The 15185-nt window shown below is 38.2% G+C and carries 10 protein-coding genes and 1 riboswitch; of the genes, 8 read left to right on the forward strand and 2 right to left on the reverse strand.

Features of this window, described 5'->3' with window-relative positions; all coding sequences use genetic code 11:
- Positions 1 to 344: 344 nt before the first annotated feature.
- Both NKR74_RS01735 and NKR74_RS01740 read right to left on the reverse strand, forming a co-directional pair.
- On the reverse strand, positions 345 to 1463 hold the full coding sequence (locus tag NKR74_RS01735; protein ID WP_253628445.1) for a polysaccharide deacetylase family protein: 1119 nt from the start codon (positions 1461 to 1463) through the stop codon (positions 345 to 347).
- A 188-nt stretch (positions 1464 to 1651) separates the two neighbouring features.
- Positions 1652 to 2848 carry a NupC/NupG family nucleoside CNT transporter gene (locus tag NKR74_RS01740; RefSeq protein WP_253628446.1) on the reverse strand — a complete coding sequence of 399 codons (1197 nt, stop codon included), beginning with the start codon at positions 2846 to 2848 and terminating at the stop codon, positions 1652 to 1654.
- 181 nt (positions 2849 to 3029) lie between these two features.
- Positions 3030 to 3131, reverse strand: a riboswitch (purine riboswitch).
- A gap of 122 nt (positions 3132 to 3253) precedes the next feature.
- Between NKR74_RS01740 and rlmD the strand changes: the two genes are divergently transcribed.
- The 8 genes from rlmD (at position 3254) to NKR74_RS01780 (ending at position 15107) form a co-directional block, all read left to right on the forward strand.
- Positions 3254 to 4630 (forward strand): 23S rRNA (uracil(1939)-C(5))-methyltransferase RlmD, encoded by a 1377-nt coding sequence (rlmD, locus tag NKR74_RS01745; RefSeq protein ID WP_253628447.1) that lies wholly within the window; start codon positions 3254 to 3256, stop codon positions 4628 to 4630.
- Between the two features lie 413 nt (positions 4631 to 5043).
- Entirely contained in the window at positions 5044 to 6033 is a 990-nt protein-coding gene (locus NKR74_RS01750; RefSeq protein ID WP_253628448.1) for a tRNA dihydrouridine synthase, read from the forward strand.
- A 363-nt stretch (positions 6034 to 6396) separates the two neighbouring features.
- Entirely contained in the window at positions 6397 to 6927 is a 531-nt protein-coding gene (locus NKR74_RS01755; RefSeq protein ID WP_035437731.1) for a YehS family protein, read from the forward strand.
- 114 nt (positions 6928 to 7041) lie between these two features.
- Positions 7042 to 7749, forward strand: coding sequence for a M48 family metallopeptidase (locus NKR74_RS01760; protein ID WP_253628449.1), 708 nt, complete (start codon positions 7042 to 7044; stop codon positions 7747 to 7749).
- Positions 7750 to 8125: 376 nt separating this feature from the next.
- Positions 8126 to 9226, forward strand: coding sequence for a glycerophosphodiester phosphodiesterase (locus NKR74_RS01765; protein WP_253628450.1), 1101 nt, complete (start codon positions 8126 to 8128; stop codon positions 9224 to 9226).
- Positions 9227 to 10272: 1046 nt separating this feature from the next.
- Complete coding sequence (locus tag NKR74_RS01770) at positions 10273 to 11874, forward strand: alkaline phosphatase D family protein (RefSeq protein ID WP_253628451.1); 1602 nt, start codon at positions 10273 to 10275, stop codon at positions 11872 to 11874.
- Positions 11875 to 12443: 569 nt separating this feature from the next.
- Positions 12444 to 13988, forward strand: coding sequence for a DHA2 family efflux MFS transporter permease subunit (locus NKR74_RS01775; RefSeq protein ID WP_253628452.1), 1545 nt, complete (start codon positions 12444 to 12446; stop codon positions 13986 to 13988).
- A 249-nt stretch (positions 13989 to 14237) separates the two neighbouring features.
- Positions 14238 to 15107: an HD domain-containing protein gene (locus NKR74_RS01780; protein WP_253628453.1), complete on the forward strand. Its 870-nt coding sequence runs from the start codon at positions 14238 to 14240 to the stop codon at positions 15105 to 15107.
- Positions 15108 to 15185: the final 78 nt, after the last annotated feature.

A 15185-nucleotide genomic window follows, 5' to 3' on the forward strand; every position in this document is an offset into this window, starting at 1 on the left:
TAAGCATCCTTTAGTCAAATTGTATAAGAAGAGGCTGCTTTGTTAATAAAACAGCCTTAAAATATGTAAATCCATTTTAATTTTTCCGCATATAAGTCGCTGCTATGCACAGCAAAACATAATTTGCACTTGCTCTCGCCCACTCAAAAAGAAAGGGGTTTTTATGTCGGTTTTCCAATTTGCATTTATCCCGCATTAACGGGCAGTAAGACCCCCACCTCAAGATTATGAGGAGTCTGAAGAAGATAGGTGGGGGATAACTGCCCGTAAAAGCCCGATTGGTTCAACTAACCATCAGAGGGGATGAAGAAAACCCCCTCTGATGGAAGTTTCACTTTATATAACTAATTGCGCTCTCTTACCAATGCTGTAAATTGCGCCATTGATGTGTTAGGTCCGACAAAATGGCGTTTAATTAAATATTGTTCGTTCGGTAAACCTTTTGTCATATGATTGCCATGATCTGTTGTTACTGCAAACTCGTAATATTTTTTTGTTTCTGCAACAGCTTGATCGTTATAAGAGCCTACTGGATACGCGAGAGCAATTATTTTCTGACCAGTAAGACTTTCAATTTTCTCTTTTGAAACGCGTAATTCTTCATCGTAATTGTTTGAATAAGCCATCATCGCATGAGTAGATGTGTGCGATTGTATAGAGAAAATACCGGAATCTACCATCTGTTTAATCTCATCTTTTGAAAGACGATTTGGTGCATCAATATCATTGGCAACGACAAACTCTGTCGCTGCTGGCTGGAATTTGTCATCTTTTAAACTTTGTAAAATATGAAGGGCATTCATATTATTTTTTCGTCCGTCATCTAACGTTATAAAGATAGGTTTATTGACTCGATTTATATCGTTCCAACGTTCAAATGTCAGCATTGTATACCCGTTATCTTTTAAATATTTCATATGTGATTTGAACTGTGCTGGCGGTACATACAAACCTAACTCGCCGTCACCTGGTCCAGAGTATTTTTCAATTGCATGATACATTAGAATTGGTACAGATTGTTGAAAGGTAATTGTAGATTTAGCAAGAGGTACTTGTGTGCCATCTTCTTTTAATCCTGTTGTTTCAATTTGATATTCCCCGCGTTTCAAATTGAAAGCCTTTAAGTGGAATGGGAAAGCAAAATTACGTTCTTTTTCCTTTGATGAAAATGTTTGTTTGCTTTCAGGGCCATCAGCAGTGCGCCAAACGTGGTATTGTATTTCTGTAAACGCATCTTTTAAATGGTTCATATAGAGCACAGTGCTTTTTGCATCAGGTGCAAAAGGCTCCCATGTTATATTCCCTTGTGTTAAGGGAACATCAACTGTTTTCGCTTCAACTTTTTTCGGTTCCACTTGTTTCTCAGCGGCTGCATCTTTTTTCTGTTTATCACTAGTTACACTAGTGTTGCAACCTGTGAGAATGGTAGAAGAAAGTAAAGCCATTAGTGCGTATTTTTTCATTATATCCATCCTTCTATTGTGTATTATACCCTTGTTAATCATATCACTCTCATATATAGAGGGAAATATCCTTTTTGGTTAATTAAGGAAAAAATACTATATTTTATTAGCCTATGAGCAATATGTAAAATTTTTGTGAAGAAAACAAAAAGCAGCTCCCTATTTTAAATAGGGAGCTGCCTGCATAGTTAAATGAATAACCCTGCAATTGTTGCAGATAAAATAGAAGCTAGCGTCGAAGCACAAAGGAGCTTCCATCCAAAGCGTGATACAATGCGCCCTTGTTTTTCAGATAGGGCACGAATTGTACCGACAATTGCGCCGATTTGACTAATGCTTGCAAAGCTGATTAAGAATACTGTAACAATCCCAACTGTACGCGGGGATAATGTAGTCATGATTTTCTTTAAATCTAGAATCGCAACGAATTCGTTTAATGCAATTTTTGTCCCCATAATACCACCGGCAGAAATAACATCGTGTGCTGGAATTCCCATTAAGAATGCAAACGGTGAAAGAATGTAACCGAAAATTTGTTGTAGTGTAATTTTATGACCAAGTGCGCCTGATGCATAAGAAATCACGAAGTTTACAACTTCCATTACACCGATAAAAGCAATCATTAATGCCGCAACAATTCCGGCTACTTTTAAACCGTCTAATGCACCGTTAATCAACGCGTCGATTAAGCTACTGCCAAACAGATTTTTATCGAACTTCTGCAGTTTTTCATCTTCTTGCGCCGTATCAACTGGTGTTAATAGTGAACAAACGATTAGACTAGAGAATAAGTTCAGCGGCAGGGCCACTAATACGTATTTTGTATCTAACATCATTACATAAGATGCTGTGACAGAAGCAGATACAGAGCTCATTGCCGAGCAGCAAATGATAAACAAACGATTTGCATTAAAATGCTGCAGGTCATTTTTAATAACAAGTAACGCTTCACTTGATCCAAAGAAGACGGAGTTCACAGCGTGGAACGATTCCACACGCGGCAGGCCGGTAATTTTCGAAATCGCACCGCCAGCAACGCGCACGATGAAAGGTAAAACGCCAAGATAACTAAAAACAGAAAGTAGTGCGGAGAAAAAGATGATAATTAACAATACATTGAAGAAAAAGACAAAATCTTTATGAATTCCGTTAAATAAAAAGTCTACACCTGTAGTACCAAGTTGAATCAATTTATTAAAGACTTTACCAATGAAAACAATGATTTGCTGACCAATTTTTGTTCCAAATACAAACCAACCAATTAAAATTTGGAAAGCAAGCATAATAATAATAGCGCGGAAATTAACTTTTGCTCTGTTGGTGGAAAAAGCAAAACAAATTCCCAATACGGCAAGAATGCCGATGATACTCATCACATATTGCACAAAATTTGCTCCTTTCAGATGTTGTTACTTTGTAATAAATAGAGAAGTTAATCTCGAGGTTTTAAGTTATACGTATGATGTCTGACCTTTAAAATGAAAATAAAAAAAGACCCATACAGATCCACTTCCTTCTATGCGAGAAAGCTAATCAATATGAGTCCTTATATACACAAAAAAGCTAATATTCATTAGTTTTCCCCATAGTCCAGCAATTTCAGGTTGCCGGGTAGAGACTCTCGATCCATATCATCAAGTATATATGAGGTAACACCATCCGTATTGAATTAGTAGTAGCGTAACATTAATCGACAAAAATCGTCAATAGCTTTTTTTCTTCCAATGGCTAAAGGACAGGGGAGTATGGTAAAATGTAACGCAGTGTGATGAAAAAAGAGAGGTCGGAAAATGAGTAATAAAATGACGCCACCAGTTGAAAAAAACGAGTTTATAGATGTAGTGTTTGAAGATTTAACACATGACGGTGCCGGTGTTGCGAAAGTAGATGGCTATCCTATTTTCGTGAAAAACGGATTACCAGGTGAAGAAGCACAAATTAAAATTATTAAAGTGAAAAAGAACTTTGCTTTTGGTCGTTTAATGAAGCTTCATAAAGAAAGTCCATATCGCAAAGAGGCAGAATGTCCAGTATATAACCAGTGCGGCGGTTGTCAGCTTCAGCACTTAACATATGAAGGACAGCTGCAAGCAAAAGAAAAACAAGTGCGTGATGTTATGCAGCGCATCGGTGGACTGCATGATGTACCTGTTCACCCTGTCCTTGGCATGGAAAATCCATGGGTATATCGAAACAAAGCACAAGTGCCAATTGGAGAACGTGAAGGCGGACTTGTCGCTGGTTTCTACCGCCAAGGAACGCATGACATCATTAATATGGAAACATGCTTAATCCAAGCAGAAGAAAACGATACATTAATTCAAGAAGTAAAACGCATTTGTGAGAAGCACGGCATAACGGCTTACAACGAAGAGCGCCATAAAGGAACGCTTCGTCACGTAATGGCTCGCTACGGACAAGTAACAGGCGAAATCATGCTTGTCTTTATTACACGTACGGCAGAACTTCCAAACAAAAATGCAATCATCGAAGAAATTACAGCGAAATTCCCAAGCGTAAAATCTATCGTTCAAAACGTAAACAACAAACGCACGAACGTGATTTTTGGCGACACAACAACAGTCCTGTACGGATCAGAATATATTTATGATTTCATCGGCGATATTAAATTTGCCATTTCAGCACGTTCATTCTATCAAGTAAATCCAACGCAAACGAAAGTACTGTACGACAAAGCGCTGGAGTATGCAAAATTAGATGGAAACGAAACAGTTATCGACGCATATTGCGGCATCGGAACAATTTCCTTATTCCTAGCGCAAAAAGCGAAAAAAGTATACGGCGTTGAAATCGTACCAGAAGCAATCGAAGACGCAAACCGAAACGCAGAACTAAACAACATGACAAACGTTGAATTTGGCGTAGGGGAAGCAGAAGTAGTCATTCCAAACTGGTACAAACAAGGCATCATCGCCGACACAATCGTAGTCGATCCACCGCGTAAAGGCTGTGATGAAGCATTATTAAGCACAATCATCGACATGAGGCCAAAGCGTGTCGTATACGTATCATGTAATCCGGCAACACTTGCTCGTGATTTGAAGATTCTTGAAGAGGGCGGATATAAGACGCAGGAAGTGCAGCCTGTGGATATGTTCCCGCATACTACACATGTGGAGTGTGTGGCCTGGTTGGAGTTGGTATAATAGAAAAGCAGTTGATATAGAAAAAATCTATACCATCTGCTTTTTTGTTTATAAAAATACCATTCAGGACCGATTTTAGTTAAAATAAACATTGCCGATTTTCACAATAGTTTTTCACAAATTATAAATGTCCAAATGTACTTGTGTTTGATAATAAGTTATTAGGCATGATATAAGTGTAAAAGAAGTGGAACATTTGGCTTTATCCCGCATTAACGGGCAGTAAGACCCCCACCTCAAGATTCAGAGAGAAGCAAAGAAGCTAGGTGGGGGATAACTGCCCGTAAAAGCCCGATTGGTTCAACTAACCGTCAGTGGGGGATGAAGAAAACCCGCACTGACGGAAGTTTCACTTTATATTTTTTGACCAAGAGTTTGAAGTTGTATTCATAGTGAGAGGATTTGAGTTTGAAATGATAGATAATTTTTGGCGTGATTTACCACGACCATTTTTTGTACTTGCACCAATGGAAGATGTGACAGATGTTGTTTTTCGTCACGTAGTAAGTGAAGCCGGTCGACCGGATGTATTTTTCACAGAGTTTACAAACTCGGATAGCTATTGTCATCCAGAGGGTATGAAAAGTGTGCGTGGCCGTTTGATTTTTACAGAAGATGAACAGCCAATGGTGGCACATATTTGGGGGGATAATCCCGAATATTTCCGTCAAATGAGTATTGGCATGGCAGAGCTAGGATTTAAAGGTATCGATATTAATATGGGCTGCCCTGTGCCGAATGTGGCATCGAGAGGAAAAGGTAGTGGACTTATTCTGCGTCCAGACGTTGCGGCAGAACTTATTCAAGCAGCAAAAGCGGGCGGGTTGCCTGTCAGCGTAAAAACACGACTTGGCTTTAAGGAGTTAAATGAGTGGGAGGAGTGGTTAACGCATATTTTAAAACAGGATATTGCGAACCTTTCTATTCATTTACGTACAAGAGAAGAAATGAGCCAAGTAGATGCGCATTGGGAGCTAATTCCGGAAATCAAAAAATTACGTGACCGTATTGCACCAAATACGCTACTAACAATCAATGGAGACATTCCTGACCGTCAAATCGGGCTGCAGCTTGCTGAAAAATATGGTATTGATGGCGTTATGATCGGGCGAGGTATTTTTAAAAATCCTTTTGCTTTTGAAAAAGAGCCAAAAGAGCATAGCAGTAAAGAATACCTTGATCTTTTAAGACTACAGCTTGATCTTCAAGATCAATATGCGGAAGTACTACCACGTTCAATCACAGGGCTTCATCGCTTTTTCAAAATTTATGTCAAAGGATTCCATGGAGCTGCTGAATTAAGAAATCAATTGATGAGCACGAAATCAACAGATGAAGTGCGTGCATTGCTTGATAAATTTGAAAAGAGTGTTGATGAGGCAGGGGACAGTGAAATGATGTAACTCTCAAAAGTTAGAGGGAAATGGATTACATCAATGTATGTGTAGTGTGTGATTTGGTTGATTTTAAAATAAGCGTAGAGCTGAAAAAGAACAGTGTATTTGAGAAATCAAAGCACTGTTTTTTCTTTTAGTTAATGTTATGAGGGAAATCTTTTTATAATCATACAACAAACACGTAAGAGATCTATAGATACAATGATGGAGAAAAGTTCGGGTAAGACTATAAAACCTATCTTTAAAATGTTAAAGTATTAATTTAGCGGACATTAACTAAAAGGTTATATTAAACATGATAGTTTAAAGCATGTTAGAGGATAAACTTTAACAGCCGTATAAATAATCAACATTTTAGGAGGACTAACAATGGCAATGAGCAATAATGATATATTAAAAAGAGTAAGATATGCTATGGATATAAAAGATATAGATATGGTAGAGATATTTAAACTTGGTGGCATTGAAGTAACGAAAGAAGAAGTAGTTGATATGCTTACAAAAGTAAAGAAAAGTCCCCAGCATGAAGCTGAAAATGCTGATGTAGTCGAAGATGATTACGTACTAACATGCGATATGATGATGTTAGAGTCATTTTTAAATGGATTTATTACTTTAAAAAGAGGAAAGCAAGATCCGAAACCAGGGCAACCAGCCGGACAAGCGATGCCTTTACAGAGTAATGAGAGTGCCAATAACCTTCTTCTAAAGAAAATGAAAATAGCACTTTCATTAACGAGTGAAGATGTGCTTGATATATTAGACAGCGTAGGAGTTAAGGTGACAAAAGGAGAGTTAGGCGCTCTATTAAGAAAGAAAGGTCATAAGAATTACAAAGAGTGCGGCGATAGATACGCAAGGAATTTCGTAAAGGGATTAGCTGTAAAGTATAGAGGATAAGCATTGTAACATTTATGGTAAAGCAGTAAATGATATAATAGGTAGAGTAGGACATTTGTAGCCTACTCTTTTTTATTTGTAAAAATAACATGAACGAATACTTTAGGTGATGAAATGATACATACATATTTAGGTAAGGCAATTAATTTTCATATAACTTATAAGAAGAAAAAATCTGTACGTCTTTATGTAGATTCTTACGGAAATGTTGAAGTACAAGCTCCGAAAGGAACGCCTGTTGAATACTTAGTCCAATTGTTAGAGGAGAAATGGGATTGGATTCAGAAAACACGTAAGGAAATGCAGGAGCGAGTGCTTGGACCACAGGAAAAGGCTTATGATCAAGGAGAGGGCTTTCTATATTTAGGGAACACATATCCGATACAGATTTCTCAAGATGCAAGTATTGAGCAAGATAACGCAGTGTTTGAAGGAGATAAGTTACATATTTATGTGAAAGAGCTTAAGGATGAGAAAATGCAACAAGCTTTAAAACGATTTTACTATAAGCAGTGTAAGGCATTAGTAGAGAAGAGTATTAAATCGTATCAAAGTAACTTTAAAACAAAACCACGGTCCATTCGTATTACAGATAGTAATCGTACGTGGGGCACTTGTGATTCAAATCTACAGTTAACGTTTAATTGGAAGCTAGTAATGGCACCTCAGCAGGTGATAGACTATGTAGTCGTTCATGAAATGTGCCATATGGTTCATCTAAATCATGATCGATCCTTTTGGCGCCTTGTTGGGAAAATAATGCCTGATTATAAGGAAATGGAAAACTGGTTAGCGTTATCAAGTTGGAAAATGACGGTTTAGTAGTGATATTGTTGGAGCGATTATTATTGCACTACAGTTTTAGTTTATAATTGCTTCTTCTCTTATAACTGAACTCACAAACATCTCATTGTATTGCCGTATACACTCCGCGCATGTGGAGTGTGTGGCGCAACTTATTTTAAAAACTAAATAATATAACGTTAAAAATTCACAAAATTTTAAAAAATTGTAGAAATTGATAATTTCTTTAGAGGTGAATCGTAGATGGACAAAGATTGATAATTTTATTTTCTTCAATTTCTGTGTGTAAGCGCTTTATTTTCCTTTACTATTTCTTATCATATTATTAATAGGGATATTACATCGGTCATCTAAACTTATAAGAGTAATAGATTTTATAAGGAGATGAGCAGAAATGAAGAGGAAAAAATTTATATTAGCAACAATGGCAGCCCTTATGGTGTATTCAGGTGCTAGCCAAGTTTCAGCACAATCAGCCTCAGCCACTGAGAATCCGTCCTGGTCAGGCAACTCAAAGAGTTTTGGTCCTAAAGGGTTCGACCTGGAGGCACACCGAGGCGGACTTGGGCTAACCGTTGAATCAACGATTGCCTCGTTTTCCCATGCCCTCGAACTCGGTGTGAGCACACTTGAGCTTGACGTGCAGATCACTAAAGACCATCAAGCTGTTATTTCGCACGACCGAAAGATTTCGGGTGCCAAGTGCATGGACACGAGTCCTGCATTCCCTGGTGACCCTGATTACCCATACGTCGGTAAGTACATAAAAGATCTAACCCTTGCCCAAGTAAAAACACTGGATTGTGGCTCAAAGACGTTGCCGGAATTCCCAGGTCAGCACCCGAGCCCTGGTGCTCAAATGCCAACGTTGAACGAGATTTTCGACCTTATAAAGCTCTATCACGCCAACAATGTGTGGATGAATATCGAGACGAAGGTGGAGGCCGGTGCACCTGAGCAGACTGCTCCACGTGAAGAATTCGTACAGATTGTTGCCAAAGAAGTTCGCGAAGCTGGTATGCTAAACCGAGTATCGATTCAAAGCTTCGACTGGGGAGCGCTCAAACGAATGCACGAGGTTGAGCCTCGTTTACCTCTCGTAGCACTGACCAACGGTCCAGAGTTCCTGCAACCTGGTCAGCCGGGTTCCTCTCCGTGGTTAGGTGGAATTGATATCGACGACTTTAACGGAGACCCCGTTGCGGCTGCCCACTCGTTAGGAATAGACGCCATCTCTCCAGTGCACGGTTTCCCGCAGAACGGCAAAGTTACTGATGAGAATTACGTGCCCTATGTGACGAAAAGCATGGTTCAGGAAGCGCACAAGTACGGAATGAAGGTCATTCCCTGGACAGTTGACGACCAGCCTACTATGCAAAAGCTTATCAATGATGGCGTCGACGGAATAATCACTGACTACCCGGACCGCCTGCGTGTGGTCATGGAACAGAATGGTATGAAGCTACCCAAGAGCTACTATGTTCACAAGAAGTGAGTACTTATAAAGTAGTACTAATACTTTTGAAGAAAAAAATTATACAATATACATACATCTTCAACTACTTTAGATTATGGCTGTCGATATTTATCTATTAATCTCTCAAATTTTGAAAAAATCGTAATAACGATTTTCCACCCATACTAGGGATGAAATGACTATTCTTATATTAGTAAAGTTTCATTGTGAGGCACCTATCCTTAATTCAAACTTAGATAGGTGCTTTTGCTATTCTAGAAAGCATTAAGATAGACATTTCTAAGATTTAAGGTAAATGTGAAACGAAAGGTAAAATGAGAAGCAAAAGATGAGGTATTGACCACGTGCTATTTACAGATTTAGTAAAACTCACCAACAACCCATGTATTGCTACATACACTCCGTACATGTGGAGTGTGTGGCTTGGCTCATAAGGGAAAATTAATAAGAGATGCTGTAGTGGCCAACAGGTCCTATCGAGATATCGATAGGACTTTATTTTTATTTAGGATTAACTACGATGAACTGTATCATAAGTAAATGAGGTTTTTTAAGATTTTTCTACCTTTTATATTTAAGTTTCATTGAGTTTTAAAAATATTTTGTAAAAGTTAAACTAGAATTTAAAAAAGGTAGAGAAAGTATTTACCGAAGATGATTTCTCTATCTTACCTTCTAACCGATACTCTTGTGGATAACATTCAAATTGGAAAAGTATGTCAATTCAAAAAGAAACTATTACATAAACCTAAATAACTCCATTTTTTATTGGTATAAACAGCAACGATATTTCCTGTTTATTAATGGGTAAAACTAAAAAGTATTTCCAAAATAACATCTCTACTGGAAGATCTAGTTAAAAAGATGTCCCCTTTCTTTTAATCATTCTGCTTAAATTTCTGTTATTTAATGGAATTTCCCTACTTCTTTTATCCTTATATTCATGTTGGGAATTAATCCTAATCTATTATTTTTATTCGATTTTACATACATTTTACGAAAAGTTCGAATTATATATACAATTAGAGACTAAACTTTTCAATGAACGCAAAAGGAGGATAAATATGAGAGAATTTGACAATAATCGTAGAACATTCTTAAAAAGCGCTGGAAAGGGAATGGGAATTGCTCTTGGTGCGACTATTGTGAGTTCGTTGCCTATTGGAATGGCGTCCGCAGAAGAGAACAACAAATCTAACAACCTACGATATCCCTTTACATTAGGAATTGCTTCTGGCGACCCGCTACCAGATGGGGTTGTCTTATGGACGAGACTTGCGCCGGATCCATTAAATGGGGGCGGCATGGATAACCATCCATACCCAGTCCATTGGGAAGTCTCACTTGATCCCGATTTTAAAAAAGTCGTCAAAAGAGGAACCGAACTTTCCAAGCCTCAACTTGGCCACTCTGTCCATGTAGAAGTTGAGGGCTTGAAACCTTCCACATGGTATTATTACCGATTTACAGTACGCGCTGAAGTCAGTCCAACAGGAAGAACAAAGACGGCACCGGCCAATAATAGCGAGGTTGATCAGCTCAACTTTGCCTTTGTTTCCTGTCAAAACTGGCCTACCGGCTATTTCACAGCCTATCAGCATCTGGCCCAGGACGACTTGGATTTGGTCGTCCATCTTGGAGATTATATTTACGAAGGAAATATTAATTCAACGGTTCGTCCATTGAATTATTCTGCTCCTGAAATCTATACGATTGATGACTATCGTAATCGTTATGCTCTGTACAAAATGGATAGCGATTTACAGGCTGCCCATGCTAATTTCCCATGGATCGTGACATTTGATGACCATGAAGTGGATAATAACTATGCGGGGGATATTCCGCAGGATCCAAATAAACAACCAACTGAAGAGTTCTTGAAACGGAGAGCTGCTGCTTACCAAGCTTATTACGAACATATGCCGCTTCGCCGTACATCGTTTCCGCAAGGTAGTGATATCCAAATGTATCGCCGTTTGTCATTTGGTAATTTAGTAGAATTTAATGTTTTAGATACTAGGCAGTACCGAGATGATCAGGCAAATGGAGATGGATGGAAACCACCAACCCCTGAATCTGAGGATCCAAGCCGTACCCTTTTAGGTGAGGAACAGGAACAATGGTTATTAGATGGATTGGCTGTATCACAGGCCAAATGGAAAGTACTCGCTCAACAAGTCTTTTTCGCTCACCGCGATGGGGATTTTGATCCTGACGAAGAGAATGTAAGTATGGATGCCTGGGATGGATATCCTGCCGCGCGCCAACGTATTGTGGATTTTATAGCTGAAAACGATATTAAGAATGCCGTTGTCCTCACCGGGGATGTTCATACCAGCTGGGCAAATGAAATCAAGGTAGACTTCCATGACCCTGATTCAAAAAATGTGGGGGTTGAGTTTGTTGGAACTTCTATTACTTCCAATGGAGACGGTTCTGATGTAAACGGCAATACAGCTCAGTACCTGAAGGAAAATCCGCATATTAAATTCTTTAATAACTATCGTGGCTATGTGCGCTGTAAAGTGACACAAGACATTTGGCAAACAGATTATCAGGTCGTTAAATATGTAACAAGACCAGGTGCCTCAATCAACACACGTGCCTCTTTCGTTGTGGAAGATGGAATACCTAGTTTGAAGCAATTAGTATCGAATCCGGTGTAGGGTTGAAAATCTAATTTACTTTTGATAATTGAATCTATGACTTTCGAAAGAGAGTGATTGACTGGAAATTGATCTAGTATCAATGAAGGTGGTACCACGGAGACAAAGCTCTTCCGTCCTTTTTCGGGGATGGAAGGGCTTTGTGTTTTATCACGTAAAGGAATTTCTTGTTTTTTTACACTAGGAATATATGTTTCTAATTGCTTAAAATATTTTACTAAGTCACTTTGAAATAATTTATTTGTCTTTTTTGCATAATTTCACTATAAATTATTTGTAAAGCGTTAATACAAATTGAAACTATTTTTTCTTGTTCCTGTTTAAAAAGTGGATTAGAAAGTTCACTTTTATTTTTTTCCATAATATAGACTCAATACATTTAAAATAACTTTAGCAATAATTAATCCACATAAAGTAAATTTCAAAGCGTAATTATAGTCAGTAGATGCTTGTTATTACAAATGAAGTCGCTTTATGTCAAAAAATCACTTCTGAATTTTATTGTTATTTAATGGAAAAATGTTATTCTATTTGAGTGGATACGATTGAAAAAACGGGGAGAGAGCGCGATGGAAAAGAATAAAAGGATGCCTTTTGTGATCGTAGCTATGGCGTTAGGACTTTTTATGTCATCTCTGGATAATACCATTGTTTCTGCAAGTATTAGTCAAGTCATTAAGGATATTGGTGGATTCGATAAAATGAGCTGGGTTTTTACGGCTTATATGCTTGCGGCAACAAGTACGATGCTTGTGTTTGGGAAAATGAGCGATTTATTTGGAAGAAAATTGTTTTATTTACTCGGGATTAGTTTATTTCTAATTGGCTCGGCATTATGCGGAACTGCTCAAAATATAGATCAGTTGATTGCGTATCGTGTTATTCAAGGGATAGGTTCAGGAGCTATTTTTCCGATTTCATTCACAATCATTTATTCAATTTCTACAGATCCTAAACAAGCAGCAAAAATGTCTGGTGTATTTGCTGGGATATTTGGTATATCCTCAGTTCTTGGACCACAAATCGGTACTTGGATTTCTGAAGCCTCTTGGTTAGGGTGGAGATGGTGCTTTTATGTAAATGTACCTTTTGGCATTTTATCGATTATTACTTTATTGTTTTCTTTACAGGAATCTAAATCAGAACATAAACCAAAAGTTGATTATCTTGGAACGATTTTATTAATTGCTTCAACTGTTCTTCTTCTTCTCGGGTTAGAATGGGGCGGGAAGGATTATGCTTGGGATTCCGCCCAAATTATTGGAATGTTCAGTGCAGCTGCGATATCAATTGTGTTGTTCATATTAGTGGAGAGGAAGGCTAGTGAACCGATTTTACCTCTTTCCATATTTAAAAATAAAATGGTGCTAGGTACAAGTATTGTTGTATTTTGTCAGGGAGCAATCATGTTCTCTGCGATTACGTATCTTCCCATTCTTTCAGTAGCTATTATTGGGAATGAAAATTCAAATGGTGTATTAACACCGATGATGTTTCCAATTATGATTGGTGCGATTTTAGGAGGTTTCCTTTGTACGAAAGTTCCTTTCCGTACTATCATGGTCATTTCGATGGCAGTTGGAATATTTGAGGCTTACATGCTCAGTAACATTACACATGATACTGCGAAATTGACAGTGACCCTTGTGATGATCACAATGGGATTGATTGTTCTAGGACCGCTTATGAGTGTCGCACAAAATGCTGTCGCTCAATCCGTCGATATGAAATATATGGGGATTGCTTCATCAGTTGTTGGGTTTTGGAGAAGTATTGGTGGTGTGATGGGGGCTGCAATTACAGCAACCATTGTGAACAATGATTTAAAAGAAAAGATGATAGATTTTGCGGCATCCTCTCAAATGCCGGCTAATCAAATTGAAAAATTAGCAAAACCAGAAATCTTGATGCAACATAATACACAGCTTCCTCCTCAGCTAGTAGAATTTATGAGAGGGGCGTTAGAAACAGCGTTGCATCATGGTTTTATATTGGCGATGGCAGCTGGTATCATTGGATTGCTTGTTTCCTTATTTGTAGGTGGAGATCGTTATAAGGTTGAGCAAAAGGACAAAAAGGAAAAAGCCGGAGCAGGGGGATTTGTTAGAGGTTAATAAGTAATGAGAAAGTGCTCCTTTACGAAGGGGGCACTTTTGATTTTGGTGAAAACTTCATCTGATAATAATTATAGAAGAGAACGGGGTACGAAGGTCGTGTATAATTTAAAGAAACGCTAACTGTAAAAGAAGGATTTCGTACAATCGAATGGCTTTAGTGGTTGGAGAAGTAAACACCGCTCGGAAGATTTTATTCTGAGCGGTGTTTATGTTATGAATAGAAATAAAGGAAAAGGAGTGAGATACATGAGCCGACTAATTGAGAAAGCGATGCAGTTCGCTGCTATTAAGCATGAGGGCCAAATGCGCAAAGGCACGAACATTCCGTACATTATACATCCATTTGGAGTAGCACTCATTTTACAGAAAGCAAAGCAGCGTGATGAAGTGATTGCTGCAGGGTTATTGCACGATACTTTAGAAGATACGAATACAACCGAGGTTGAGTTGTGCGAGCATTTTGGCGAAGAAGTGTTGAGATTGGTTAAGGCGGCTTCAGAACCAGATAAATCGTTATCATGGGAAGAACGAAAAAATCATACTATCCTCTCTCTTCCACACCGTTCGAATGAAGAGATTACTTTAATCATCGCAGATAAATTACATAACTTACGGTCCATTCAAGAGGACGTAGAAAGAGAAGGCGATCAAGTATGGTCGCGTTTTAATCGTGGAAAGCGTGACCAATCATGGTATTACATGAGTATCTTGCATGCTTTGAAAGAAAAAAAGCGAGACATTCCAATTATTCGGATGTTCGAAAAAGAAACACAAAATTTATTTATTGGAAAAGAAACACTTACGTTGGAGGACATCGATGTATTATTCAGTTGTGCGTATGGCATTCATGAGTCACAAAAAGCGAAACTGCATGAAAGAGGTCTATTAAAATTTGCGAAGGAAGTTTCTACTTCTAGTGAGGCGATTTATCGTAGTGAAAATATTGAAATGATCACTCCGTTAGCAAATAATCTGCAAGAAAGAGGGGTTTCTTTTGAGTTCAATTCAGATGGTCCCTTTATTCTATTAGCGTATTTAACTGAGCTAAGACATCGAATGGGGTGGCCTGATGAGTTATTTTATCAGTATTACTTAAGGAACTGTTCGAAATTATAGAGAGGGCGAGTATACACTTAAAAGTGGAAGGAGAAAATTATCAAGTTCTCTCTACCATTTTCTAAGAAGGATGTTTCA

The sequence above is a fragment of the Bacillus sp. 3103sda1 genome (genome assembly GCF_024159135.1).
GTDB lineage: Bacteria > Bacillota > Bacilli > Bacillales > Bacillaceae_G > Bacillus_A > Bacillus_A rhizoplanae.

Coding starts and splice junctions, on each gene's coding strand:
- NKR74_RS01735 (WP_253628445.1), bottom strand. CDS start 1,463: ATGAAAAAATACGCACTAATGGCTTTACTTTCTTCTACCATTCTCACA.
- rlmD (WP_253628447.1), top strand. CDS start 3,254: ATGAGTAATAAAATGACGCCACCAGTTGAAAAAAACGAGTTTATAGAT.
- NKR74_RS01750 (WP_253628448.1), top strand. CDS start 5,044: ATGATAGATAATTTTTGGCGTGATTTACCACGACCATTTTTTGTACTT.
- NKR74_RS01755 (WP_035437731.1), top strand. CDS start 6,397: ATGGCAATGAGCAATAATGATATATTAAAAAGAGTAAGATATGCTATG.
- NKR74_RS01760 (WP_253628449.1), top strand. CDS start 7,042: ATGATACATACATATTTAGGTAAGGCAATTAATTTTCATATAACTTAT.
- NKR74_RS01765 (WP_253628450.1), top strand. CDS start 8,126: ATGAAGAGGAAAAAATTTATATTAGCAACAATGGCAGCCCTTATGGTG.
- NKR74_RS01770 (WP_253628451.1), top strand. CDS start 10,273: ATGAGAGAATTTGACAATAATCGTAGAACATTCTTAAAAAGCGCTGGA.
- NKR74_RS01775 (WP_253628452.1), top strand. CDS start 12,444: ATGGAAAAGAATAAAAGGATGCCTTTTGTGATCGTAGCTATGGCGTTA.
- NKR74_RS01780 (WP_253628453.1), top strand. CDS start 14,238: ATGAGCCGACTAATTGAGAAAGCGATGCAGTTCGCTGCTATTAAGCAT.